This is a genomic window from Polaromonas sp. CG_9.11, assembly GCF_015752225.1.
In the GTDB taxonomy this organism is placed as follows: Bacteria; Pseudomonadota; Gammaproteobacteria; order Burkholderiales; family Burkholderiaceae_C; genus Polaromonas.
Window position 1 is genome coordinate 62,962 of the sequence record NZ_JADOVE010000016.1, and the last position, 24,594, is coordinate 87,555.

Genomic DNA, 24,594 nt, shown 5'->3' on the forward strand with positions numbered 1-24,594 from the left:
GTAGAGTGGGCGCCCACTCGTCACAGGGGCGCGCCATGTCAACACCCACTTTCCAGCGTTTGTCGCCGGATCAGTTCGAGCAGCTTCTCCAGAAGTTTCCCTTTACCCGGAAGATCGACGCGGTGCACATGCACCATACCTGGCGCCCCCGGCACGCCGACTTTCGCGGCCACGACACGATTGTCTCGATGTGGCGCCACCACACGCAGGTCAACGGCTGGAGCGACATTGCCCAGCACCTCACCATCGACCCCGACGGCATGGTCTGGCTGGGGCGCAACTGGAACCTGTCGCCGGCCAGCGCCGCCGGGCACAACGGCAACAAGGCCTTCGGCCCGTTCATGTTCGAGATGATCGGCGACTTCGACCAGGGCCGCGACCCGTTCGGCGGCGCGCAGAAGGAGACAGCGCTGCGGGTCGTGGCGCTGGTCCAGTCGCGCTTTCACCTGCCGGCCAGCACGCTGCGCTTTCACAACGCCATGTCGCCCAAGTCGTGCCCTGGCAGCGCGCTGGTGTATGCCGACATCCTGGACGAGATCGAAGCCGTCAAGCGTGCAATGCAAGCCAGTGCCTCGCGCGGCCCGGCTCAGCCCCAGCCGTTTCCCGATGAAACCGAGCGCTTCATCGCCGAGGCCATCCGCGCGTTGTCGCGCACCGCCGACAATGCCGGCGAGCGCGGCGATGCCGAGTTGTCGCATGACGAGCAGGAAGCCGGCCAGGCCGCCGCTGCAAGCCACGCCGGCCCCGCTGGCGATGCCGGCGGCACATCGGCCGCTGCGCAAAGCCGTGACTCGGGCCTGGGCACGGCAGCGCTCCATGCCATGCGGCCGCACCTGGTCAACCTGCGGGTCGGCCGCCTGTCGGGCGAAGGCGAGGCAGCCTCGACGGCCGGGGACATCGACGCGATCTTCGAGCAGCACCTGCCGCAGGCGGTCAGCGAAATGCCTGCGGGCCACAAGCTGCGCCTGGTGTTCTACGCGCATGGCGGGCTGGTGTCCGAATCGAGCGGCCTGCAGATCGCCCACAAGCACATCGACTGGTGGCAGCGCAACAATATCTACCCGATCTACTTCATCTGGGAAACCGGCTTTTTCGAGACCATCGGCCAGTTGCTTGGCCGTGCGCAACAAGGCAGCCGCGCCCTGTCGCGCGGCCTGGCCGACTTCACCACCGACCCGCTGGTCGAGATCGGTGCGCGCGCCCTGCAGGGGCCGCGCATCTGGGGCGGCATGAAGTCCAGCGCCGAGCATGCGATGGACGCGCCGGCGGCCAGCGGCGACGATATCGGCGGCGGCGCGCATTACGTCGCCACCCGGCTCAAGGCGCTGTGCGACAAGCATGCCGACCGGATCGAACTGCATGCGGTCGGTCACAGCGCAGGCTCGATCTTTCACAGCCATTTCCTGCCGCTGGCCCACGCGCTGGGCGTGCCGGGCTTCAAGACCGCGCATTTCCTGGCGCCTGCAGTGCGCGTCGACACCTTCCGGCAGCGCCTGCTGGCGCACATTGGCCCGGGCCGCGCGGCCGAGTCGCTCACGCTCTACACCATGCAGAGGGACTTCGAGCGCAAGGACAACTGCGCGCAGGTCTACCGCAAGTCGCTGCTCTACCTGATCTTCAATGCGCTGGAAGACCGGCGCGCCACGCCGATCCTCGGGCTGGAGGAAAGCCTGCGCGGCGATGCCGACCTCAAGCGCCTGTTCGGCCTGGCGGGCGCATCGCCAACGCCCTCGAGCGTGGTCTGGTCGCCCACGCCGGGCGACACCGGCCGGTCGGCCAGCCGGTCGCTGTCGCACGGCGGCTTCGACGACGACGCGCCGACCATGAACAGCATCGTGCGCCGCATCCTGGACCAGCCCGACGCGGCCGATATCGCGGCGTTCCCGGTCACCCGCAGCGCACCGCGGCCCTGGATTGAAGAGGTCGACTGGCCCGCCGAATTCGGTTTCAGCGCACTGCCCGCGACCCCAGGCATCCCATACGCGATGCCACCGGTCAGCCTGCCCGCGTCGATGCCAGGCGCCGCAGCGATGCCGCCTTATCCGCTTTCCCCGGCGGCGCCCCTGCCGGTACCGGCCATCAGCACTGGCAGCAGCGGCGGCCGGCGCGTGGCGCTGTGCGTCGGCATCGACGCCTACCCGGCGCCGGAGCACCAGCTCGCCGGCTGCGTCAACGATGCCCGCAACTGGGCGCGCACCCTGGGGGCGCTCGGTTTCGAGACCCGGCTGCTGGTCAACCTTGACGCGACCCGCGCCACGCTGGAGCGCGAACTGAACCGTCTGGTCGGCGAATGCTGCTGCGGCGACGTGATCGTCTTCCAGTACGCCGGCCACGGCACACAGGTGCCGGATTTGAACGGCGACGAGGACGATGCGATTGACGAGGCGCTGTGCCCGGTTGACTTTGCCAGCGGCGCGCTGTATATCGACGACGACATTGCCGAGCTGTTTGCCCGCATCCCCGACGGCGTGAACATGACCTGCTTCATGGACTGCTGCCATTCCGGCACCAACAGCCGTTTCGCCGTCGGTTTGTCACCGGGGGAAATGGCCGTGCCGCCCGGCACCAGGGCCCGCTTCGTCAGGATGACTCAGGAGATTGCCGAGGCGCACCAGCGTTTTCGCCGGCAGTCGCGCAGCGCCACGCGGGCCGTTGGCAGCGGCGGGCCGCAACGGATGCGCGATGTGAAGTTCTCGGCCTGCCTGGACCACCAGGTCGCGCTGGAAAGCGGCGGCAATGGCGACTTCACGCGGCGCGCCACCAAAGTGCTGGCCGCAGGCATCAAGGGCCTCAGCAATGAGGAGTTCCTGCACCATGTGCTGGCCGAGTTCGGCAGCGCACCGCGCCAGGCGCCGATGCTCGACTGCGCCGAAGCCGCGCGCCAGGGCGCACTCCTTCAGTCACTGGCTGCGGGCAACCGCGCACCTGCTACCTGGGAGCCAGCCATGGCCGCAGCCCCTGGCGACACCAGCTTGCGCCACGCCGTGAATGAACTGACCCAGGCCGTGAAAGCGCTCGCGCCGGGCAGGCGATGATGGCATCCGAGCCTGCGGCTGGAACCGCAACCGCAACGACCACCGAGGCCGTCGCCGCCGATGCCGCCAGCCGCGAAGAAGGCCGGCCCGGGGACGCTCCTCACATCGCGCGCCACTATCCTGGCGACGGCGAAGACTACCGCATCGGGACCGGCGTGCAGCAGCCGCCGGTCGTACCGTATGAACGCCGGCACGGCGACCCGCTCTACCGCCCGCTGCGCATCTACACGGTGGATCCGTCGGTGTCGCGGCTCGAAGGCTCGATCGCGACCCTCAACGTCCCGTTTGAGCCGCTGCAGCCGGGTCCGGTGGGCAAGCTGTTCGAGGTCGATCCGAACGACGGGCAGCGGGGCGTGCGCTACCGCGAGGCCGACCTGGAAGACCGCAAGGTGCTGATGGCCAGCGGCTACGACCCCTCGCCTTCGGACCCGCGCTTTCACCACCAGATGGTCTATGCCGTCTGCAGCAATGTCTATTCGACCTTCAAGACGGCGCTGGGCCGCAACCTGGGCTGGGGCTTTGGCGACGGCAAAACGCCGGCGCGGCTGGTGCTCAGGCCGCACCATGGCCAGGAGCAGAACGCCTACTATGAAAACGGCATCACCACCGGCGAATTGCGTTTTGGCTATTTCCCGGCCAGCGACAAGCCGACCACGCGCACCATGCCGGGCGGCTATGTCTTCACCTGCCTGTCGCACGACATCGTGGTGCACGAGGTGACGCATGCACTGCTCGACGGGCTGCGCGCGCACTTCATCGTGCCGACCAACACGGACGTCGTCGCGTTTCATGAAGCCTTTGCCGACCTGGTCGCCATCTTCCAGCATTTCAGCTACTCCGAGGTGGTGCTGACCGCGATCCGGCGCTGCAAGGGCGCCTTGCAGCATGCCAATCTGCTGACCGAACTGGCCGGAGAATTTGGCCACACCACCGGCCAGAACGGCCCGTTGCGCAGCGCAGTCGAGAAAGACGCCGGCAACCCGACCCGTTACCAGCCCGGGCTGGAGGCGCACCAGTTGGGCACGGTGCTGGTCAGCGCCGTGTTCGACGCCTTCGTGCAGGTCTACCAGCGCCGCACCGAGCGCTTCGTGCGCCTGGCCACCAACGGCAGCGGCGTGTTGCCGCCGGGAGAACTCTCGCACGACCTGCAGACCATCCTGGCCGAGCGCGCCAGCAAGCTGGCCAGCCAGTTCCTGGGCATCTGCATCCGCGCCATCGACTACTGCCCGCCCGTCGGCATGACCTTCGGCGACTACCTGCGCGCCCTGATCACCGCCGACTACGACCTGGTGCCCGACGACCCGTGGGACTACCGGGGCGCGCTGATTGATGCCTTCTGGCGGCGCGACATCTATCCGCGCAGCGCCAACCACCTGTCGCAGGACGCGCTGCTCTGGCACCGGCCCCGGCTGGAACTGCCGCCGGTGCCGGGGCTCGATTTCGCGGCGCTGCGCTTCAGCGGCGACCCGGCCAATGCGGCCGGTCTCGACGAGCTGTACCGGCAGGCCTGCATGCTCGGCCACTACGTCACGCACGCTGGCCGCACGGAGGAATTCGGGCTGGTGGCCAATGGCGACGCGCGCCTTGACGGCGACACGGTCGGCCTGCCCTGCGTCGAATCAATCCGTTCGGCGCGGCGCGCCGGACCAAACGGGCAAATTGTCTTTGACCTGGTTGCCGAAATCACCCAGGAACGCCATGTCCGCGCCTCGGCCGAAGGGCCGGCTTTCACCTACTACGGCGGCTCGACGGTGATCCTCGGGCCGACCGGCGAAATCCGCTATGTGGTGCTGAAAAATGTCGTCGGTGCCGGCCGGCTGGAACGGCGGCGGGCGTTTTTCGACACCGCCTGCGGTCAGACGTACTGGCACCTGGCAGACAAACGCTGGCTGCCGCTGCCAGGGCTTTTTGCGCTGGTGCATGGCGGACATTGACGGCTTGCGTCGGTCTTGCAGCAATGGATGGCCGCGCTGGAGCACCTGACACATATACTGCTATCAAATAAATAGCGGGTTATGTTCGCCTATATTGCGAAAGCATGCTTTTTGATTGGAAATTTGTAACTGCTGACGTTTGCGGTTTGATCGCTGCGTTTTCTGTTTTGGGGCTTTGGGTGGGTTCTTCTGTGGATTGAGGGGTGAGCGCCTTCCCGGCGGGGGGTAACTTTCTTTTCTGGCAAAAAAGAAAGTAACCAAAGAAAGTTGCCTGGGCAACGGGAGCGGGTTAGAACTGAACGCTCTGTCGGGCCTTCGCTTCGCTGGGCCCTGGGTTCTTTGATCTACAGCCGGTGATCATGCCTGTCGCTGGCTGGTTCGACCGCTCGTTCGCCAACAGCTTCACGCTCTGCTTGATCTGGTTTACTCGCGCTGCGCGCGTCGCTGTCAGCTATCGGCTGCGCCTTTTTTTTCTCTCCCTCACCTGCTGGGTACAAACCGGTGGGTCGGTGGGTGTGGAACAACGATTGCCCTTTTTACTGTCCCCTGTCAGCCGCCGGCCTGCCTTGGCCGAGAAAAAAAAGGGCAAAAAACTGCCAGCAGTGCTTGGAACACAAAAGAAACGATCAAGCAGAGCGTGAAGCTGTTGGCGAACGAGCGGTCGAACCAGCCAGCCACCGGCATTGGCCACGAGCCACCGATCAAGGAACCCAGAGCCCAGCGAAGCGATGGCCCGACAGAGCGCTCAGCTCTAACCCGCTCCCGTTCCCAAGGCAACTTTCTTTGGTGACTTTCTTTTTTGCCAGAAAAGAAAGTTACCCCCCGCCGGGAAGGCGCTCATCCCTCCAACCATAGAAGAACCCGCCCAAAGCCCGACAAAACAGCGCCTGGCGGAATGGCTATTAAATATATAGCTGCTCGCGCCCGCCCCTATTGCGCAAACAACCATTTTCATCACTCAACCCGGACAATTCCCGTCGGCTTGAAGCCCAGGTCGGCTGATTTTCCTTTTCGGGCGCGCACGGTGCGCGCGTTGTTCAGGCTGCGAATTTCCAGCGTTTCCTCGCGCGCCTTGGCGCCGCGCCCGATGCCGTCGATGCGCACGCTGCGGGTGTAGGCGGCCGCGCCGGCCAGTGCGTCCGCGCCCTCCAGGTCGATCAGCATCAGGCCGCGCCCGCCCTTTTCCATCTGCTTGATCTCGGCGATGTCGAAGGTCAGGATGCGCTGGCCGGTCGAGGCACAGGCCACGTGCGTGGCGGGCGGCACCGGCTGGCTGCCCGAGGTGCCCTTGACGTGCGACGGCTGGCAGATGGTTTCGCCTTCGCCCAGCGTGATGAAGGCCTTGCCGCTCTTGTTGCGCGACACCATGTTGTCCACCGTCGCCAGGAAACCGTAGCCGCCCGAACTCGACAGCAGCAGCATGGCCGGGGTGGGCCCGGCAAAGTAGTGCAGCAGCTGCGTTCCCGACTCCAGTTCGATCAGCGTCGTGACTGGCTGGCCGTCGCCGCGCGCGCCGGGCAGCAGCGCCACCGGCACCGAATAGAGGCGGCCGTTGCTGCCAAAGGCCAGCAGCGTATCAACCGTGCGGCATTCAAACGTGCCATACAACGCGTCGCCGGCCTTGAAGGCAAAGCTGGTCGGCGCATGGCCGTGGCCGCCGCGTGCGCGCACCCAGCCCTTGCTGCTGACCACGACGGTGACCGGTTCGTCGAGCACCTTGACTTCCAGAACAGATTTTTTCTCGGCCTGGATCAGGGTGCGGCGCGGGTCAGCGAACTGTTTGGCGTCCGCTTCAATTTCCTTGATCATCAGCCGACGCAGTGCCGTCGGGTTGCCCAGAATGTCTTCGAGCTTGCCCTGCTCGTCGCGCAGGGTTTTCAGTTCCTGCTCGATCTTGATGGCCTCCAGCCGGGCCAGCTGGCGCAGGCGGATTTCCAGGATGTCCTCGGCCTGACGCTCACTCAGGCTGAACCTGTCGATCAGCGCCGATTTCGGCTCTTCTGACTGGCGGATGATGGCGATCACCTCGTCGATGTTGAGCAGCACCAGCTGCCGCCCTTCGAGGATGTGGATGCGCGCCAGCACCTTGTCGAGCCTGTGCTGCGAGCGTTTTTCAATCGTCGTCTGGCGAAACGCAATCCATTCGTTCAACATCTGGCGCAGCGACTTTTGCGTCGGCCGGCCATCCAGGCCGATCATGGTCATGTTGATCGGCGATGAACTCTCCAGGCTGGTGTGCGACAGCAGCGTGTTGATGAGTTCGGCCTGGGCCGTGCGGCTGGTCTTGGGCTCGAACACCAGGCGCACGGCGGCGTCCTTGCTCGATTCGTCGCGCACCACGTCGAGCACCGCCAGCATCGACTGCTTGAGCTGCACCTGGTCCAGGCTGAGCGCTTTTTTGCCCAGCTTGATCTTGGGGTTGGTGATGTCCTCGATTTCCTCCAGCACGCGCTGGGTACTCACGCCGGGTGGCAGTTCCTGCACCACCAGCTGCCACTGGCCGCGCGCCAATTCCTCGATTTTCCAGCGCGCGCGCACTTTCAGCGAGCCGCGTCCGGTGCGGTAGGCGGCGGCAATCTCGGCGCCGCTGGAGATGATCTGGCCGCCGCCCGGGTAGTCGGGGCCGGCAATCAGCAGGTACAGCTCTTCATCGCTCAGCTTGGGCGCCCGGATCAGGGCGACGCAGGCATCGGCCACCTCGCGCAGGTTGTGGCTGGGGATTTCGGTCGCCAGCCCGACGGCAATGCCGCTGGCGCCGTTGAGCAGCGTGAACGGCAGGCGCGCCGGCAACTGGCGCGGCTCCTCGGTCGAGCCGTCGTAGTTGGCAATGAAATCGACCGTGCCTTCGTCGATTTCGTCCATCAGCAGCGTGGTGATGCGCGCCAGCCGGGCTTCGGTGTAGCGCATGGCGGCGGCGCCGTCGCCGTCCCGGGAGCCGAAGTTACCCTGCCCGTCGATCAGCGGGTAGCGCTGGGAGAAGTCCTGCGCCATGCGCACCAGCGCGTCATACGCCGCCTGGTCGCCGTGTGGATGGAAGCGGCCGAGCACGTCGCCGACCACGCGGGCGCATTTGACGGGCCGGGCGCCGGTCGCGCCATTCGGGCCACCAAAGGCCAGGCCCATGCGGGCCATGCTGTAGAGAATACGCCGCTGCACGGGTTTCTGGCCGTCGCAGACATCGGGCAGCGCCCGGCCCTTGACGACGCTCAGCGCGTATTCAAGGTAGGCACGCTGGGCGTAGGCGGCCAGCGAGTCTTCATCAGGCGTTGCAGGCATCGGCAGTTCAGCATCTGGCGTGAAAAGATCCATGGTTTTTTTAATCAGTCAGTAAGTGGTCAGGCATTGAAAAAGACAAGGCGGATGCCTGGTCCGGTTTCCAGACCCATCCGGGATGAGATGCGAAGCCACAGGCAACGCGGCAAAGGACAAGGCGAAAAACCACCGGGCGATATGGGCTGAAAATGGAAGGATATGAATGGGAATGGAGGGCAAAGCCGGGATTTCCAGCTCACCACGTTATGCAACAAAAGTAACGTAACGCTGATTGTGGTGGGTTAATGCCCGAAATCGGGAAAACGTCCCAGCCCTTCGAGCTTGCGGCGCAAACCAGTTTCAGCGCGCAAACGCAAGCGGCTACTCGCGGGGAAACTCAGTCCGATTCAGTGGAGAAGCCGGGTTGCCCTGCGTGGGCATGCTGGCGCGCCCGATGCTTGTGCCCTTGAGCTCCACATGTACCCGGCCAGTCGGTGCCTTGAACCCGGGAGGCGTCAGCCCACTGTAAAGCTGCATGACGGTCTTCACGTAGTTCTGGGTTTCGGGGTAGTTGGGAATCCGGTTGCCGGCCCGCTGCACCGCGCCTTCGCCAGCGTTGTAGGCGGCCAGCGCCAGTTCCAGCCGGCCCGGAAACATGTGGATCAGGTAGGCCAGGTAGCGCGCACCCGCCCGGATGTTGGTTTTCGGGTCGGTGAGCTTTTTTTCAATTGATCCGTCCTTGCCTGCCGTGACGCCGTAGCGCTCGGCGGTCGGCGGTATCAGCTGCATCAGGCCCACGGCGCCCTTGGGCGACACCGCAAAGGTGTTGAAGCCCGACTCGGTGGCGATCAGCGCCTTGAGCAGCGAGTAGTCGATGCCATGCCTGCTGGAGGCTTCGCGCAGCAGGGGGCTGGCCGCCTTGTAGCCTGGCGAGCGGTCAAAAAAAGCCACCATGCGGGGCGAGAGCACGCCAATACCCGCCACGTCGGCCACGGCCGGTGCAGCAGCCTCGTCCAGGCCCCTGTCCTGCGCCTTGCGGGGCACGTCCATCAGGCGGTAGGGTTCGATGTTGTCGCGCAGAAAAAGCTCGTAGCGGTCGTCAAGGCGGCTGGAAGCAAAGTGTGGGATCCGGTCCTCGTCCACATAGCCCCAGATGTCAGCCCGTGCCGGCGCGGCCTGCAAGGCCAGCAACATCAACGGTGCCAGAAGACCGGCACGCCCGCACAGCGATTTGCGGGGCTGTCGATCCTTGGCGCTTGTCGCGACGGGTAATGGGTCAATGGTCATCAAATATCAATCTCCACAGCATCGCCATGCAATTCCATCAACTCGCGGCGCGCTGCGGCCTCTCCCTTGCCCATCAGTTTAGTGATGAGGCTCTCCGTCTGCAAGAAATCCTGGTTACCCAGCTGGACCGGCAGCAGGCGCCGGGTGTCGGGGTTGAGCGTGGTGTCCCAGAGTTGCTCTGCGCTCATCTCGCCCAACCCCTTGAAACGGCTGATGCTCCAGGCGTTTTCACGCACGCCATCCTTGCGCAGCTTGTCCAGGATGGCGGTCAGTTCGCCTTCATCAAGGGCGTAGACCTTGGATGCCGGCTTCTTGCCGCGCGCCGGCGCATCAACCCGGTACAACGGCGGACGTGCCACGTACACATGGCCAGTTTCGATCAATTTTGGAAAGTGCCGGAAAAACAGCGTCAGCAGCAGCACCTGGATGTGCGAGCCGTCCACGTCGGCGTCGGACAGGATGCAGACCTTGCCGTAGCGCAGGCCACTCAGGTCCGGCGTGTCGTTCGGACCGTGCGGGTCCACGCCGATGGCCACCGCGATGTCGTGGATTTCGGTGTTGGCAAACAACCGGTCACGGTCCACTTCCCAGGTGTTGAGCACCTTGCCGCGCAGCGGCAGCACCGCCTGGCTTTCCTTGTTGCGGCCCATCTTGGCGCTGCCGCCGGCCGAATCGCCCTCGACCAAAAACACCTCGTTGTTCGCCAGGTCGCGGCTTTCGCAGTCGGTCAGCTTGCCGGGCAGCACGGCCACGCCCGAACCCTTGCGTTTTTCAACCTTCTGCCCCGCTTTCTGGCGGGTCTGCGCGGCCTTGATGGCGAGTTCGGCCAGCTTCTTGCCATAGTCGACATGCTGGTTCAGCCAGAGTTCAAGCGACGGCCGGACAAAGCTGGACACCAGCCGCACCGCATCACGCGAATTGAGCCGCTCCTTGATCTGGCCCTGGAACTGCGGATCGAGCACCTTGGCGCTGAGCACGTAGCTGGCGCGGGCAAACACGTCCTCGGGCAGCAGCTTGACGCCTTTGGGCAGCAGCGAATGCAGTTCGATGAAGCTCTTGACCGCCGTGAACAGGCCGTCACGCAGCCCGCTTTCATGCGTGCCGCCGGCGCTGGTCGGGATCAGGTTGACATAGCTTTCGCGCACCGGCGCACCGTCTTCGGTGAAAGCGACGCACCAGCTGGCGCCCTCACCTTCGGCAAAGGTTTCATGCGCACTGTCGGCAAAGCCTTCGCTCTCGAACATCGGGATCAGCGGATCGGCGGTGAGGGTCTGCATCAGGTAGTCGCGCAAGCCGCCCTTGAAGACCCAGGTCTGCACGTCCTTCGTTTTCTCGTTCGTCAGCGTGACGGTCACGCCGGGCATCAACACCGCCTTGCTGCGCAGCAGGTGCGTCAACTCAGCCATCGGCAGCGCTGATGATTCAAAATATTTGGCATCCGGCCAGGCGCGCACCGTGGTGCCGGATTTACGGTCGCCGCTTTCGGTCTTGCGCAGCACCAGCGGCTCGATCACGTCGCCACCGGAAAAAGCCAGGCTGGCGACCTTGCCTTCGCGGTAGGACGTGACTTCAAGCCGGGTGGACAGCGCATTCGTCACGCTGACGCCGACGCCGTGCAGACCCCCCGAAAAACTGTAGGCGCCGCCCTTTCCCTTGTCGAATTTGCCGCCGGCATGCAGCCGGGTGAACACCAGCTCGACCACCGGCGCCTGCTCTTCCGGGTGCAGGCCAAAGGGAATGCCGCGCCCGTCGTCCTCGATGGTCACCGAGCCGTCGGCGTGCAGTGTGACCTTGATCTTCTTGCCGTGCCCGGCCAGTGCCTCGTCGGCCGAGTTGTCGAGCACCTCCTGGATGATGTGCAGCGGATTGTCGGTTCGGGTGTACATGCCCGGGCGCTGCTTGACGGGCTCCAGGCCCTTCAAGACGCGGATCGAACTTTCGGAATAAGCGGGGGAAGCAATGATGTTTTTGTCGGCCATGGCAGTTCAAGTGTTGCCTGAATTGTAGACCGGGGCGACCAAGTCAACTGTACAAACATACAGCCCTCAAGCCCGCTCATTTCCCCCCGTGGGGTTGGCCGAGTCAACTTTTGCGCAGACGACTGCCGCTGGAGAACATTTTCGTTAAAGTCTGCCCATGACTTCAAGCGCGCTTTCGTCCCCCCAAAAACTGTCGATGTTTCAGGTTCTGGCCTGCGGCGCGGCCATTGTCACGCTGTCGATGGGCATCCGGCATGGCTTTGGCCTGTGGCTGCAGCCCATCACCCAGGCGCAGGGCTGGACGCGCGAAACCTTTGCCTTTGCGATTGCGGTGCAGAACCTGTCGTGGGGTATCTTTGGCATTTTTGCCGGCATGGTGGCCGACCGCTTCGGCGCGTTCCGGGTGATTGCCGGTGGCGCTGTGCTCTATGCCCTGGGACTGGTTGGCATGGCGCTGTCGCCGACGGGGCTGCTGTTCACGCTGACGGCCGGCGTGCTGATCGGCGCGGCCCAGGCGGGCACCACCTATGCGGTGATTTACGGCGTGATCGGCCGCAACATCTCGGCGGACAAGCGCTCGTGGGCCATGGGCGTGGCGGCGGCGGCAGGATCGTTTGGCCAGTTCCTGATGGTGCCCACCGAGGGTTTCCTCATCAGCACGCTGGGCTGGCAGACCGCCCTGCTGGTGCTGGGCGGCGCCGTGCTGCTGATCGTGCCAGTGGCACTGGGCCTGCGCGAAAACGGGTTTGACGGCGGCGTGCCCGCCAGGCGCGACCAGAGCATCGGCCAGGCGCTGGGCGAGGCGCTGAAGTACCCGAGCTTTCAGATGCTGATGGCGGGTTACTTTGTCTGCGGCTTCCAGGTCGTTTTCATCGGCGTCCACATGCCCAGCTACCTCAAGGACAAGGGGCTGTCGCCGCAGGTGGCCGGTTACGCGCTGGCATTGATCGGCCTGTTCAACGTGTTTGGGACCTACGCGGCGGGCGTGCTCGGCCAGCGGATGGCCAAGCGCAAGATCCTGGCGACGATCTATTTTTCGCGCGCCATCGTGATCAGCGTGTTCATCGCCGCGCCGCTGAGCCCGGCCAGCGTCTATATCTTTTCCAGCCTGATGGGCCTGCTGTGGCTCTCGACGATTCCGCCGACCAACGCGGTGGTGGCGCAGATCTTCGGCATCCAGCACATGTCGATGCTCAGCGGCTTCATCTTCTTCAGCCACCAGATCGGCTCTTTCATGGGCGTGTGGCTGGGCGGCTTCCTGTATGACCGCACCGGCAGCTACGACATCGTCTGGTACATCGCCATCGTGCTGGGCGTGCTGGCGGCGCTGATCAACCTGCCAGTCCGGGAAACGCCGATTCACCGGGTCAGCCCGGGCGGCCTGGTACAGGGCGCTTGAGATGCTGCGCAAAGCCGTACTCTGGAGCCTGGCCATCGTGGTCTCACTGGGCGTGTTTTCGCTGTATACGCGGCCCGAGTTCCTGATCTCACTGGCCGACCAGATGTGGTCGTGTTTTTAGGACTTTCTTTAAAAATTTCAAGCCTTTAAGGCCTCTTGCGCAAGCAGGTATTGCCTTGACAGCTATAAAAATGATAGTAAACCATTCAGCATTCGACGCCCTTCATGCAGACGCAGCAGCGCCTTCCTCCTGGGTGGTGCGCTGGTCGCATCTGGTCACGCCGGGCGGTGTGGTGCTCGACGTGGCCTGCGGTCATGGGCGCCATGCGCGCTGGTTCCATCAGCAAAATCATCCGGTCGTGCTGGTGGACCGGGCGCAGGCAGCAATTGAGTCCATCGCCATTCCGGCGCCGGCCTGCGAAGCCGTGGTGGCCGACATTGAAAACGGCCCCTGGCCGTTCGCGGGCCGCCAATTCGATGCGGTGGTGATCGCCAACTACCTGTGGCGACCGCTGATGCCCACCCTGCTGGCCAGTCTCGCGCCCGGGGGCGTGCTGATTTACGAAACCTTTGCGCAGGGCAACGAAACGGTTGGAAAACCCTCAAGGCTTGATTTTCTGCTGCGTCCCGGCGAACTGCTGGAGACCTGTCGCACATTGCGCATCGTCGCCTTTGAAGAGGGCTTTCTCGAAGGGCCCAACGGGGAAAAGCCGCGTTTTGTCCAGCGCATCGCCGCTGTCCGGAAAGCGATGGATGCAACGCATTCAGGCGGGGTGCTGCCCGCGACAGCGTCCAGCCCGCCCAGGTACCCACTTTGCTGAGCTCTGGGTAGAATGCGCATTTGGCTTTTTGGGCCGGCCTTCAGCGCCTTGAAGCCGCTTCATCACACCAGCCACGACGTTACAAGCACGACATGAACCCCATTACTGGCAGCATTGTTGCTCTGGCAACCCCCTTGCATGAAGACGGCAGCGTGGACTACCCTACGCTGCGAAAACTCGTTGACTGGCACATTGCCGAGGGCACCGACTGCATCGGTGTGGTCGGCACCACCGGGGAGTCGCCCACGGTGAACGTCGAGGAGCATTGCGAGATCATCCGCGTTTCTGTCGAGCAGGCCGCCAAGCGGGTGCCGATCATGGCCGGTTGCGGTGCGAATTCAACTGCCGAGGCCATCGAGCTGGCAAAGTTCGCCAAACAGGTCGGTGCCGACTGCCAGTTGCAGGTGGTTCCCTATTACAACAAGCCGACGCAGCAGGGCCAGTACCTGCACTTCAAGGCGATTGCCGAAGCCGTGGGCGACCTGCCGCTGGTGCTCTACAACGTGCCCGGCCGCAGCGTGGCCGACATGGCGCATGCCACCGTGCTGCGCCTGGCCGAAGTGCCCGGCATTGTCGGCATCAAGGAAGCCACCGGCAACATCGAGCGCGCCCAGTGGCTGATCAAGGAAGTGCCCAAGGGCTTTGCCGTGTATTCGGGCGACGACCCGACGGCCGTGGCGCTGATGCTCTCCGGTGGCCAGGGCAACATCAGCGTGACGGCCAATGTCGCGCCCCGGCTCATGCACGCGCTGTGCATGGCCGCCGTGGCCGGCAACGTCAGGCTGGCCATGGAACTGCAGTTCAGACTCCTGCCGCTGCACCGCAACCTGTTCGTCGAAGCCAATCCGATCCCGGTCAAATGGGCCATGGCCCGCATGGGCCTGTGCGGCAACACGCTGCGGCTGCCCATGACTCCGCTTGAAACCAGCAACGAAGCTGCCGTCGAAAGCGCCTTGCGCGCTTGCGGCCTGATCTGATTATTAAGGGAACCCCACGTGAAGACATTGCCGAGATCCCCCCAGCGCCAAGCCCTGCGCAACGCCCGCAGCGCGGCCGCTCTTTCAGCACTGCTGGCCGCCAGCCTGCTGGCAGGCTGCTCCACGATCCGGGACACCATGGATGGCGAGCGGGTCGATTACAAGTCGAGCGGCGCCAAAGGCCCTTCGCTTGATGTGCCACCCGACCTGACGCAGCTCAGCCGCGACACCCGCTACGTGGTGCCGGGCACGGCCGTCAGCGCCAGCAGCTACCAGATTGCCCAGCCGGCGCAGACCGTCACCACAGCGGCCGCTGCGGTCGGCGATGTGCGCATCGAACGCGCCGGCAACCAGCGCTGGCTGGTGGTCAACCGTCCGGCCGACAAGCTCTGGACGCCGGTGCGCGATTTCTGGCTGGAAAGCGGATTCCTGCTGGCACAGGACCAGGAAAACCTCGGCATCATGGAAACCGACTATGCCGAAAACCGCGCCAAGCTTCCCCAGGACTTCATCCGCAATGCGTTGGGCAAGGTCTTCGACAGCCTGTACTCGACCGGCGAGCGCGACAAGTTCCGCACCCGCCTGGAGCGCCGCCCCGACGGCGGAACCGAAATCTACATCAGCCACCGCGGCATGGAAGAAATTGTCACGGGCGCCAAGAGCGGCGGCAGTTCGGCTGGGGGAGACGGCACGATCTGGCAGCCGCGCGCGAGCGATCCCGAACTCGAAGCGGAGTTCTTGCGCCGCCTGATGGTCAAGCTGGGCGTGACGCAGGAGCAGTCCAAGGCGCTGATTGCCGCCGGCGCCACGGCGCAGACATCGCGTATTGCCATGGTCAACAACCTGCCCGTGGTGCAGATCGACGAAGGCTTCGAGCGGGCCTGGCGACGGGTCGGCCTGGCGCTGGACCGCACCGGCTTTACCGTCGAAGACCGCGACCGCAGCCAGGGCACCTACTTCGTACGCTATGTCGAGCCGACCGCCAACAAGGGCGAACAGGGCTTTTTCAGCAAAATTTTCAGCGGCTCGGCTGCAGCCGTCATGCCGTTGAAATACCGCATTTCGGTCAAGAGCGAAGGCGAAAAAACCACGGTTTCAGTCTTGAATTTCCAGGGAACGCCCGAGTCGTCTGCCAATGCCCAGCGCATTGTCCAGGTGATTGCAGACGACCTGAAGTAAGCACCGCCACGGCGGCGTACCAGCAAGCGTTGATCTGATGCGTTTCAGGAGTCTGGGCAGCGGCAGCGGTGGCAACGCCACTCTGGTGGAAGCCGGTGGCCTGCTACCCTTTCGCCTGCTGGTGGACTGCGGCCTGGGCATCCGGCAACTCGCGGTTCGCCTGGGTCAGGCCGGGCTGCAAGCTGAAGATATTGACGCGGTGTTCATCACCCATGAGCATGGCGACCACATTGGCTGTGCGCATACGCTGGCGCTGCGCTACCGGATTCCGGTCTGGATGAGCCAGGGGACGCATTCGGCGATCGGCTCGCCTGACTTTGATGGCTTGCTGCACATTGCGCGAGACGCCAAGGCCATTGACATGGGCGGCCTGCAGCTCATGCCGTTCACCGTTCCGCACGATGCCCGGGAGCCGCTGCAACTCAGTTGCACCGATGGCTCGTCCAAGCTGGGAATTCTGACCGACCTGGGCCATGCAACGCCGCATGTAATGGCCCATCTGCAGGCCTGCCATGCCCTGCTGCTGGAATCCAACCACGACACCGACCTTTTGGACCAGTCGGTGTATCCGCCTTTTTTGAAGCGACGGGTGGGCGGCGACTACGGCCATTTGTCGAATATGGCGGCGGCCGCCATTGCGAATGCCGTGAACCACGGCGGATTGAAGCACGTGGTGGCGGCGCACCTGAGCGCCAAAAACAACCGGCCTGACCTGGTCCAAGAGGTGCTTTCCAACGCCCTGGGCTGCCAGCCCGGCGACATCGTGGTGGCCGGGCCCTCCAGCGGGACGCCATGGATGCAGCTTTGATGCGGCCATGAAAAAAGCCGCCCGGGGGCGGCTTTTAAGGAAATCAGGAAGTCTTACTTCGCAGCGGATGCAGCAGAAGAGGCAGCGCTGCCAGCAGCAGAAGCTGCATCCATAGCGGCGCTTACAGCGGTATTGGCGGAGTCGGCGGCGGCGGAAGCGGCGCCGGTAGCGGCTGCGACCGCGGCCGCAGCAGAAGGAGCCTCTACAGGAACGACAACGACGGAGGGCGCAGGTGCAGGCGCAACGACTTCTTCTTTTTTACCGCAGGCGGCCAGGGCAACAGCGGCAACGATAGCGGCCAGTACGAGGGACTTGTTCATTTTTACGATCCTTGATGATATTTAAGAAAACAATTTCCTGAAATTGTCAAAACCCAAGCTCAAACGACAAATTCGAGTGATGTCCTGACCTGTGAGGAAAGGACTCGAGCTCTTTCTACGCAGCCCTAAATTATATGCTGCCAAGCACAAGCATGAAAACCCTTAACCACTCAAAATAAGCTGTGGGGGGCCAGCCCGCAACCGTAAAACCACACTTACAAGCCCAAAACGGTTGCTGGAAAACCCGCTGAACTGGTCAAAAGGTGCTCATTGAGGCGCTCCTTCAAAGCGCTGCGGCGGGCAAGGTCCGCACCGGCAACGCCTGTGCAGCGCGGGCTGTCCAGCCGTTCAAACACCCACACCGGACTCCAGAACGCGCTGGGCAGGCTGCCTGCCGAAGCCGCACCGCTCTTGCGGCACTCGATAACCTGCGCCCAGGTCCGCCGCCAGTTGACGAAGCGCGCATGCTGACGGAGAACGGCATCGTAATGCCCGGCCAGCAGGGTGAGCTTGCGACCGCCTCCCGCCCAGTCGTTGAGCGACTGCGCCACGGCGCGCTCGCCCAGTGGCCAGTCGCCGAAGTCCGGATCGCACCAGATCATTTCGCGCCAGCCCTGCGCCGCGGCTGCAGCCAAGGCTTGGCGAACCAGTTCGGCGAATTCACTGCGACCGCCGAAACGGCCATCGGGCAGCATCGAATGCGTAGCGCCTGCCTGTCCGGATGTCATGTTGCTTGAACCTTGAATTCGGGCGAAGTGCGAACCTTTAGCCCTGGCCTGCCAGCGTGTCCTCGTGTTGCATGAGCCAGCCTGCTTCATGCCAGTCGCCCAGCAGGGCAATCGCGCTTTTACTGGCCTTGCGCAAATCACTCGCGGCCAGGTGGCGCTGGTTGGCCAGGCGCTGCATCAAGGCAGCATCGGCACCTTTGGCCCGGTAGCTTTCGCCATTGATGAAGAGGTGGTCGCTGTCATACAGCATGCGGGTGCGTGCATCGAGCGCAATGCCTGTCTGGCCGGCCTTGGCAGCTTCGCCGTCCCAAGCCTGTTCGGCTTCGTCAAACCAGATGCCCGGCTTGGGCTCGGACATGGATTCACCCAGCGCACAAGTCAATGCCAGCGAGTCGTTCAGGGCGTCAAGCACCGCCTGCCGGGCAAAGTCCGCCAGGCCGATGGGCATGGCGGCCGGCGTTTCGGTGGCGGTTTGCGCGGGGTCGCGGTACATGCGCTTGGGAACGGCGCGCGCGCCCTGGTTTTCTTCGCCACACAATTGGGCGGCATCTTCACCCATTTCAGCCAGCCGGTGCAGTAGGTCGGCGGTCAGTTCGCCCTGCACAGGGCAGCGAAAACCAATGGAATACGTCATGCAGTCAGCGTGCTTGCCATCTGGCCCGATGCTGGCCTCGGCAATGCCGTCGTGGGCATAGCGCGGCGGCAGATAAAGCATGTCGCCGGCCTCCAGCACGAATTCCTCGTCGGCTTCAAAGTTCTGCAGGATTTTCAGCGGCACGCCCGGCTGCAGTGAAAAGTCTTTCTGCTTGCCGATTTTCCAACGCCGGCGGCCGCTGGCCTGGAATAAAAACACGTCATAGCTGTCAAAATGCGGCCCCACACCGCCGCCCGGCGTGGCAAACGAGATCATCAGGTCATCCATGCGCACATCGGGAACGAAACGGAATTGCTGCAGCAGCGCGTGACCAGCAGGCTCGTGCAAATCCACGCCCTGAACCAGCAAGGTCCAGCCTTGCTGGCCCAGCGGCGGCAGACTCCGGGGAGCAAGCGGCCCTTTTTTCAGCGTCCAGCCAGTGTCCTGCTGGACGATCAGGCGCGACTCGACCTCTTCCCGGGAAGCCAGCTTGGTCAGGGCCGTGCGGCTGAGAAAAGGCTGGTAGCCGGAAATCGCCTGGCGCACCAGCAACGGCTTTTTCTGCCAGTGGCGGCGCATGAACTGGGCGGGGGTAAGACCGGCGAGAAGGGAGAGGGGCTGATTGACATCCATGGGACAATTGTCGGATGAAAATCACCCCGCAATGCGTCGTTGCCCTGACATGGACGCTGAAAGACACTTTGGGCGATGTGCTGGACGAACTGGACGAGCCGGTCGATTTCCTGCTCGGCGGCAAGGACCTGCTGGCCAGCATCGAGGAAGCACTGCTTGGCCACGCCGCCGGCGACACGCTGGAGCTTCACCTGGAGCCTGAAAACGCCTTTGGCGACTACGATGAAAACCGGGTGTTTCTTGAGCCGCGCAGCATTTTTCCAGCCGAACTCGAAGAAGGCATGACGTTTGACGGTGCGGCCATGCCGGCAGGCGCTACCGCGAAAATTCCGCCCGAGCACATCTATACCGTGACGGACATCTATCCCGAGCATGTGGTGCTGGACGGCAACCACCCGCTGGGCGGCATTGCCATCCGGCTGGCGCTGAAGGTCGAATCGGTGCGCGAAGCCACCGAGTCAGAAATCGGCCAGGGTTCTCTAGGCACCGGTTTCTTCAAGCTGGAGTCCACGGCAACCGGCAACGACACACTGCACTGAACACAGCCACAGTTACTGGCCCATGAAAAAGCGGCGCCACAGATGAAACTGCGGCGCCGCTTTTGCGTCAGGACGCCAGCGAATCAGTAGCGAAACAGCTGGTTGTTCTGGATCCTGACGCGGTCACCGATGCGCAACTCGCCGGTGGCCGGCACGTCGTAGGCGCGCGCCCCGCCGTTGTCCAGCTGGACGGTGACGCGGTAGGTCTGGCTGACGTTGGCGTTGCGATTGTTGTTCTGGATCGCATTGCCGGCCACGGCGCCGCCGACGGCGCCGGCTATTGTTGCAAAGTCACGGCCGGTGCCGCCACCGATCTGGCGGCCAACCACCGCGCCAGCGACACCGCCCAGAACCGCGCCAAGGCCGGGACCCTGCGCTTGCGGTTGGCCCTGGAATACCTCGATGTTGTTGACACGACCGTATTCCGCGTAATTGCCTTGCTGGTTTTGGGCGGGGTACTGGGATTGCGTGGGGTACTGATTCGGATACTGGCTGGGGTACGGACCCTGGCCCGGGTACGCTGGCGACGGATACGACGACATCTGGCCCTGGTTATCCATGGGCACGGAGCCACAGGCAGCCAGACCGGCCAGCACAAGCACTGAAGCAGTCACTGAAACAAAGCGGGAAATACGGCGCATGAAACTCTCCTGGATAAAGTCATTGAAATTCTGTCCTGCTTCGGCTTTTATTTTCTAATTCAGCCAAGCGTGAAGGTAATCCGAAGCCTTGATTTGAATGGCAGACCAAGTGTTTCTAGGTCAGGTCCGAAGCTTAGCGTGCGTGGGAGGAATGAATCAATGAGGGTAGGACAGACCTCACGCATGCCATGGGCCGGGCGCAATGATGGCTCAGACTTTTCCTGTAGAGCCGTAGCCGTTCTCGCCCCGTTCGGTGGCAACGAATTCATTCACCACCCTGAATTGCGCCTGCACCACCGGAACGATGACCAGCTGAGCAATCCGCTCCATCGGCTCAATGGTGAAGGGCACGTCGCTTCGGTTCCAGGCGCTGACCATGAGCTGGCCCTGGTAGTCGCTGTCGATCAGCCCGACCAGGTTGCCCAGCACGATGCCGTGCTTGTGGCCCAGCCCGGAACGCGGCAGGATGATCGCGGCATAGCCTGGGTTGTGCAGGTAGATGGCCATGCCGGTCGGAATCAGCTGCCAGGCGTTGGCGCCCAGCGTCAGGGGCGCGTCCAGGCAGGCGCGCAGGTCGAGTCCGGCGCTGCCGGGCGTGGCATAGCCGGGCAGGTTGTCCTGAAGGCGCGGGTCGAGGATCTTGAGGTCGATGTTCATGGCTTGTTTTTGGGAAGGGTTGAGGATACTTTTCGGGCTTCTTCGGCTGCGCGCCTGGCCAGCGCGACCATTTTTTTGCCGAAAGCGCCCGGTGGCTGCGATCTCAAGCGGTAGATGTGCCAGGCGACATACCCCGCGAGCATGGGTATGAACAAGAACCCGGCGCCGGGCACGAAACGGGCCAGGATTTGCGTGGCCACCCACAGGCCGGCGACCCATTTGACGTGCCGCAAAAAAGGAATGCGCGCCATGGATTTCAGCCCCGCCGCCACCGACGGCAAGCCCTGAATCGCCATCGTCGCGCCTGGCGCAGGCGTATCCCTTGCCACCGCCTGGGCGGCCGTCAGGCGTTCCAGATAACGCACAAAGTCACCATCAGGCGGGGTATTCGAAGGCTGCATCACGCGGGCGCAGTGTTCTGCCCGGCGGGTGCATGGGCTGGTACCCGGCGGGCAATCTCGACGACCAGCCGCAGCGCCAGCGACCGCTTGGACGCCCGGGGCAATTCAAGGCTGCCCTGCGCGTCAATCAGCAGCAGGGCATTGTCGTCCTGGCCGAAGGTGTCGGGGCCGATGTTGCCGACCAACAGAGGCACCTGCTTGCGCAAGCGCTTGGCCTGCGCGTTTTCCAGCAGGTCATGGCTTTCCGCCGCAAAGCCGACGCAAAACAGCCGGCCCGCCAGTGCAGCCGGCGAGCGGGCCACGCTTGCCAGGATGTCGGCGTTTTCAGTGAAAGCCAGCTGTGGCGCCTGGCCGGAACCGTCCTTCTTGATTTTTTGCAGCGACGGGTCGGCCGGCCGCCAGTCAGCCACAGCTGCCGTTGCTATGAAAATACTGGCTGACTGCGCCCTTTCAGCAACTGCTGAGAGCATGTTTGACGCAGATTTCACGTCGATTCGCGTGACGCCGCGCGGCGTGGTCAGGCTGACCGGACCGGCCACCAGCGTGACCTCGGCACCGGCTTCGCGTGCCGCGCGGGCAATGGCAAAACCCATCTTGCCGCTGGACCGGTTGGTGATGCCGCGCACTGGGTCGATCGCTTCGTAGGTCGGTCCGGCTGTCACCAGCACACGCTGGCCGTTCAGGACCTTGGGCGTGAAAAAGGCCATCAGGTCTTCCAGCAGTTCGCCAGGCTCCAGCATGCGGCCGTCGCCGGTTTCGCCGCAAGCCTGAAAGCCGGTGCCGACGCCCAGCACCGTGGCGCCGTCCTGCGTCAGTTGCGCCAGGTTGCGCTGCGTGGCGGGATGCGCATACATCTCGCGGTTCATGGCCGGCGCCACCAGCAGCGGAACCCGGTCGACGGGTCGCGCCAGGCACAGCAGGCTGAGTAGTTCGTCGGCCCTTCCCTGCACCAGCCGGGCGATGAAGTCGGCGCTGCACGGCGCGACAAGGATCGCATCGGCTTCGCGTGACAGGTTGATGTGCGCCATGCCATTCGGCTCGCGGCCGTCCCACTGGCTCGAATACACCGGCCGGCCGCTGAGCGCCTGCATCGTGACCGGCGTGATGAACTGGGCGGCGGCCTCGGTCATCACCACCTGGACCGTGGCACCGGCCTTGACCAGCAGCCGGCACAACTCGGCCGACTTGTAGCAGGCAATGCCGCCCGACAGACCGAGCACGATATGTTTGCCCGCCAGCTCGGGCGCGTCGGCGCCACACACGTTTACTTGATTTGTCATGGCTGGCAATGTATCAGCTAAGCACGGCGGGCTGGCAGACCGCGAAGCATCGCATCAACCGCCAAAACCGCCGTCTGGTGGCATCGGGCGAGAGTTGGGCAGAGTACGGAGCGTATTGGGCACGGCGCTGCAGCATCTGCAGCCCGGGACGGCTGATTACTATTCTTTTGATAGCTTGCGCTGCATGCGCAGTATGCGCAAACAGCTTTTTTTGTCATGAATTTTTTCATTCCGCGCTTCTGGCACATCCAGAACCTGACGTGAAGTTCCGAGCCAGCGACAGACAATTTCTTGAAGAATGCAGCCGTCTGCGCCAGACAGCCAACCCCTATAATCTCCGTTTACCACCTCAGCGAACTTGCAGGTTCGTACATGGCATGACCAAATTTGTCTTCGTCACCGGCGGTGTGGTGTCTTCCCTGGGCAAGGGAATCGCCTCAGCCTCCCTGGCTGCGATCCTTGAATCGCGCGGCCTCAAGGTCACCCTCATCAAGCTCGACCCCTACATCAACGTAGACCCGGGCACCATGTCTCCTTTCCAGCACGGCGAGGTGTTCGTGACCGAGGACGGCGCCGAAACCGACCTGGACCTGGGCCACTACGAGCGTTTCGTCGAAACGCGGATGCGCAAGGCCAACAATTTCACCACCGGCCAGATTTACCAGAGCGTGCTTGAAAAGGAACGCCGCGGTGACTATCTTGGCAAGACGGTTCAGGTGATTCCGCACATCACCAACGAGATCCAGGACTTCATCAAGCGCGGCGCGCGCTACGACAAGCCGGACGCGGTGGATGTGGCGATTGTCGAGATCGGCGGAACGGTGGGCGACATCGAGTCCCTGCCTTTCTTGGAGGCGGTTCGCCAGATGAGCCTGCGCATGGGGCCGAACAACACCGCCTTCGTGCACTTGAGCTACGTGCCGTGGATTGCCGCTGCCGGAGAACTCAAGACCAAGCCGACGCAGCACACCGCCAAGCAACTGCGCGAGATCGGCATCCAGGCCGACGTGCTGCTGTGCCGCGCCGACCGCCGGATTCCCAACGAGGAGCGCGAGAAAATCTCGCTGTTCTCCAACGTGCCCGAATGGGGCGTGATCTCGATGTGGGACGTGGACACGATCTACAAGGTGCCGCGCATGCTGCACGAGCAGGGTCTGGACGGCCTGATCTGCGACAAGCTGCGCCTGAACACGCCGCCGGCCAACCTCAAGCGCTGGGACGACCTGGTGTATGAAACCGAGCACCCTCAGTCCGAGGTCAGCATTGCCATGGTCGGCAAGTACGTGGAACTGAGCGACAGCTACAAGTCGCTCAACGAAGCACTGCGCCACGCCGGCATGAAAAACCATGCCAAGGTGCGCATCACCTACTTCGATTCCGAAACCCTGACACCCGACACCGTGTCGTGCCTGGCAGCGTTCGACGGTATCCTGGTGCCCGGCGGTTTTGGCATCCGCGGCGTCGAAGGCAAGATCTGCGCGGCCCGCTTTGCCCGCGAGAACAAGATTCCCTACCTCGGCATCTGCCTGGGCATGCAGGTGGCGACCATCGAGTTCGCACGCCATGTCGCCGGGCTGAAAGACGCCAACAGTACCGAGTTTGATCCCGCCACAAAACATCCGGTGATTGCCCTGATCACCGAATGGAAAGACGCCGACGGCACCATCAAGACGCGCCATGCCAAGTCCGACCTCGGCGGCACGATGCGCCTGGGCGCGCAAAGCTCAGACGTCGCGCCGAACAGCCTGGCGCACCAGATCTACGGCGACGTGGTGACCGAACGCCATCGCCACCGTTACGAAGCCAACGTCAACTACCTGGATGCGCTGCGCAAGGCAGGCCTGGTGATTTCAGCGCTCACGCAGCGCGAGAACCTGACCGAAATCGTCGAGTTGCCGCATGCGGTGCATCCCTGGTTCATCGGCGTGCAGTTTCACCCCGAATTCAATTCGACGCCGTGGAACGGCCATCCACTGTTCAATGCCTACATTGCCGCCACCTTGGCTCACCGCGATGCGGCCAGCCTGGCACAGACGGCGGACGCGGCCAAACCCCTCAAAGTGGTGGCAGCGGCATGAAGCCCTGCGGGT

General features: G+C 63.6%; 20 protein-coding genes. 10 read left to right on the forward strand and 10 right to left on the reverse strand.

Annotation, left to right across the window (positions count from 1 at the left end):
* The first annotated feature begins 35 nt into the window (after positions 1-35).
* The 3 genes from IWX85_RS13875 (at position 36) to IWX85_RS13885 (ending at position 5,610) form a co-directional block, all read left to right on the forward strand.
* Positions 36-3,035, forward strand: coding sequence for a caspase family protein (locus tag IWX85_RS13875; RefSeq protein ID WP_196870123.1), 3,000 nt, complete (start codon positions 36-38; stop codon positions 3,033-3,035).
* Entirely contained in the window at positions 3,035-4,969 is a 1,935-nt protein-coding gene (locus IWX85_RS13880) for a hypothetical protein (protein ID WP_196870124.1), read from the forward strand. Before IWX85_RS13875 ends, IWX85_RS13880 begins: the two co-directional genes overlap by 1 nt.
* 353 nt (positions 4,970-5,322) lie before the next feature.
* The gene (locus IWX85_RS13885) at positions 5,323-5,610 is read left to right on the forward strand and encodes a hypothetical protein (protein WP_196870125.1); all 288 of its coding nucleotides are present in this window, start codon (positions 5,323-5,325) and stop codon (positions 5,608-5,610) included.
* Positions 5,611-5,923: 313 nt separating this feature from the next.
* On the opposite strand, the gene parC is transcribed toward IWX85_RS13885, so the two are convergent.
* The 3 genes from parC to IWX85_RS13900 form a co-directional block, all read right to left on the reverse strand.
* Positions 5,924-8,278 (reverse strand): DNA topoisomerase IV subunit A, encoded by a 2,355-nt coding sequence (gene parC / locus IWX85_RS13890; protein WP_196870126.1) that lies wholly within the window; start codon positions 8,276-8,278, stop codon positions 5,924-5,926.
* Between the two features lie 324 nt (positions 8,279-8,602).
* A complete protein-coding gene (locus tag IWX85_RS13895) occupies positions 8,603-9,508 on the reverse strand; it encodes a lytic transglycosylase domain-containing protein (protein WP_196870127.1) in 906 nt (301 codons plus the stop codon).
* The gene (locus tag IWX85_RS13900) at positions 9,508-11,487 is read right to left on the reverse strand and encodes a DNA topoisomerase IV subunit B (RefSeq protein ID WP_196870128.1); all 1,980 of its coding nucleotides are present in this window, start codon (positions 11,485-11,487) and stop codon (positions 9,508-9,510) included. The genes IWX85_RS13895 and IWX85_RS13900 overlap by 1 nt, the downstream gene beginning before the upstream one ends.
* A gap of 157 nt (positions 11,488-11,644) precedes the next feature.
* Here IWX85_RS13900 and IWX85_RS13905 point away from each other — a divergent pair, with 157 nt between their 5' ends.
* From IWX85_RS13905 to IWX85_RS13925, 5 genes are all read left to right on the forward strand, one after another.
* Positions 11,645-12,886 (forward strand): MFS transporter, encoded by a 1,242-nt coding sequence (locus IWX85_RS13905; RefSeq protein WP_196870129.1) that lies wholly within the window; start codon positions 11,645-11,647, stop codon positions 12,884-12,886.
* Between the two features lie 191 nt (positions 12,887-13,077).
* Positions 13,078-13,707, forward strand: a complete 630-nt coding sequence (locus IWX85_RS13910) for a bifunctional 2-polyprenyl-6-hydroxyphenol methylase/3-demethylubiquinol 3-O-methyltransferase UbiG (RefSeq protein WP_196870130.1) — start codon at positions 13,078-13,080, stop codon at positions 13,705-13,707.
* Between the two features lie 92 nt (positions 13,708-13,799).
* Entirely contained in the window at positions 13,800-14,684 is an 885-nt protein-coding gene (dapA, locus tag IWX85_RS13915; RefSeq protein WP_196870131.1) for a 4-hydroxy-tetrahydrodipicolinate synthase, read from the forward strand.
* A 138-nt stretch (positions 14,685-14,822) separates the two neighbouring features.
* A complete protein-coding gene (gene bamC / locus IWX85_RS13920) occupies positions 14,823-15,863 on the forward strand; it encodes an outer membrane protein assembly factor BamC (protein ID WP_081932809.1) in 1,041 nt (346 codons plus the stop codon).
* A gap of 34 nt (positions 15,864-15,897) precedes the next feature.
* On the forward strand, positions 15,898-16,671 hold the full coding sequence (locus tag IWX85_RS13925) for an MBL fold metallo-hydrolase (protein WP_196870162.1): 774 nt from the start codon (positions 15,898-15,900) through the stop codon (positions 16,669-16,671).
* A gap of 53 nt (positions 16,672-16,724) precedes the next feature.
* Here IWX85_RS13925 and IWX85_RS13930 read toward each other — a convergent pair whose 3' ends face one another.
* The 3 genes from IWX85_RS13930 to IWX85_RS13940 form a co-directional block, all read right to left on the reverse strand.
* Positions 16,725-16,991, reverse strand: a complete 267-nt coding sequence (locus tag IWX85_RS13930) for a hypothetical protein (protein ID WP_081932645.1) — start codon at positions 16,989-16,991, stop codon at positions 16,725-16,727.
* A 215-nt stretch (positions 16,992-17,206) separates the two neighbouring features.
* Positions 17,207-17,719 carry a hypothetical protein gene (locus IWX85_RS13935; RefSeq protein WP_196870132.1) on the reverse strand — a complete coding sequence of 171 codons (513 nt, stop codon included), beginning with the start codon at positions 17,717-17,719 and terminating at the stop codon, positions 17,207-17,209.
* A 37-nt stretch (positions 17,720-17,756) separates the two neighbouring features.
* The gene (locus IWX85_RS13940; protein WP_196870133.1) at positions 17,757-18,986 is read right to left on the reverse strand and encodes a cupin domain-containing protein; all 1,230 of its coding nucleotides are present in this window, start codon (positions 18,984-18,986) and stop codon (positions 17,757-17,759) included.
* A gap of 14 nt (positions 18,987-19,000) precedes the next feature.
* Here IWX85_RS13940 and IWX85_RS13945 point away from each other — a divergent pair, with 14 nt between their 5' ends.
* Positions 19,001-19,525: a peptidylprolyl isomerase gene (locus IWX85_RS13945; RefSeq protein WP_036809857.1), complete on the forward strand. Its 525-nt coding sequence runs from the start codon at positions 19,001-19,003 to the stop codon at positions 19,523-19,525.
* An 83-nt stretch (positions 19,526-19,608) separates the two neighbouring features.
* Here the strand turns inward: IWX85_RS13945 and IWX85_RS13950 are convergent, their stop codons facing one another.
* The 4 genes from IWX85_RS13950 to coaBC form a co-directional block, all read right to left on the reverse strand.
* On the reverse strand, positions 19,609-20,166 hold the full coding sequence (locus tag IWX85_RS13950) for a glycine zipper 2TM domain-containing protein (RefSeq protein WP_036809854.1): 558 nt from the start codon (positions 20,164-20,166) through the stop codon (positions 19,609-19,611).
* A gap of 210 nt (positions 20,167-20,376) precedes the next feature.
* Positions 20,377-20,823, reverse strand: a complete 447-nt coding sequence (dut, locus tag IWX85_RS13955; RefSeq protein ID WP_036809851.1) for a dUTP diphosphatase — start codon at positions 20,821-20,823, stop codon at positions 20,377-20,379.
* On the reverse strand, positions 20,820-21,224 hold the full coding sequence (locus IWX85_RS13960; protein WP_196870134.1) for a hypothetical protein: 405 nt from the start codon (positions 21,222-21,224) through the stop codon (positions 20,820-20,822). The genes dut and IWX85_RS13960 overlap by 4 nt, the downstream gene beginning before the upstream one ends.
* Complete coding sequence (gene coaBC / locus IWX85_RS13965; RefSeq protein ID WP_196870135.1) at positions 21,224-22,504, reverse strand: bifunctional phosphopantothenoylcysteine decarboxylase/phosphopantothenate--cysteine ligase CoaBC; 1,281 nt, start codon at positions 22,502-22,504, stop codon at positions 21,224-21,226. Before coaBC ends, IWX85_RS13960 begins: the two co-directional genes overlap by 1 nt.
* A gap of 377 nt (positions 22,505-22,881) precedes the next feature.
* Between coaBC and IWX85_RS13970 the strand changes: the two genes are divergently transcribed.
* Complete coding sequence (locus IWX85_RS13970; protein ID WP_196870136.1) at positions 22,882-24,582, forward strand: CTP synthase; 1,701 nt, start codon at positions 22,882-22,884, stop codon at positions 24,580-24,582.
* Positions 24,583-24,594 lie beyond the last annotated feature (12 nt).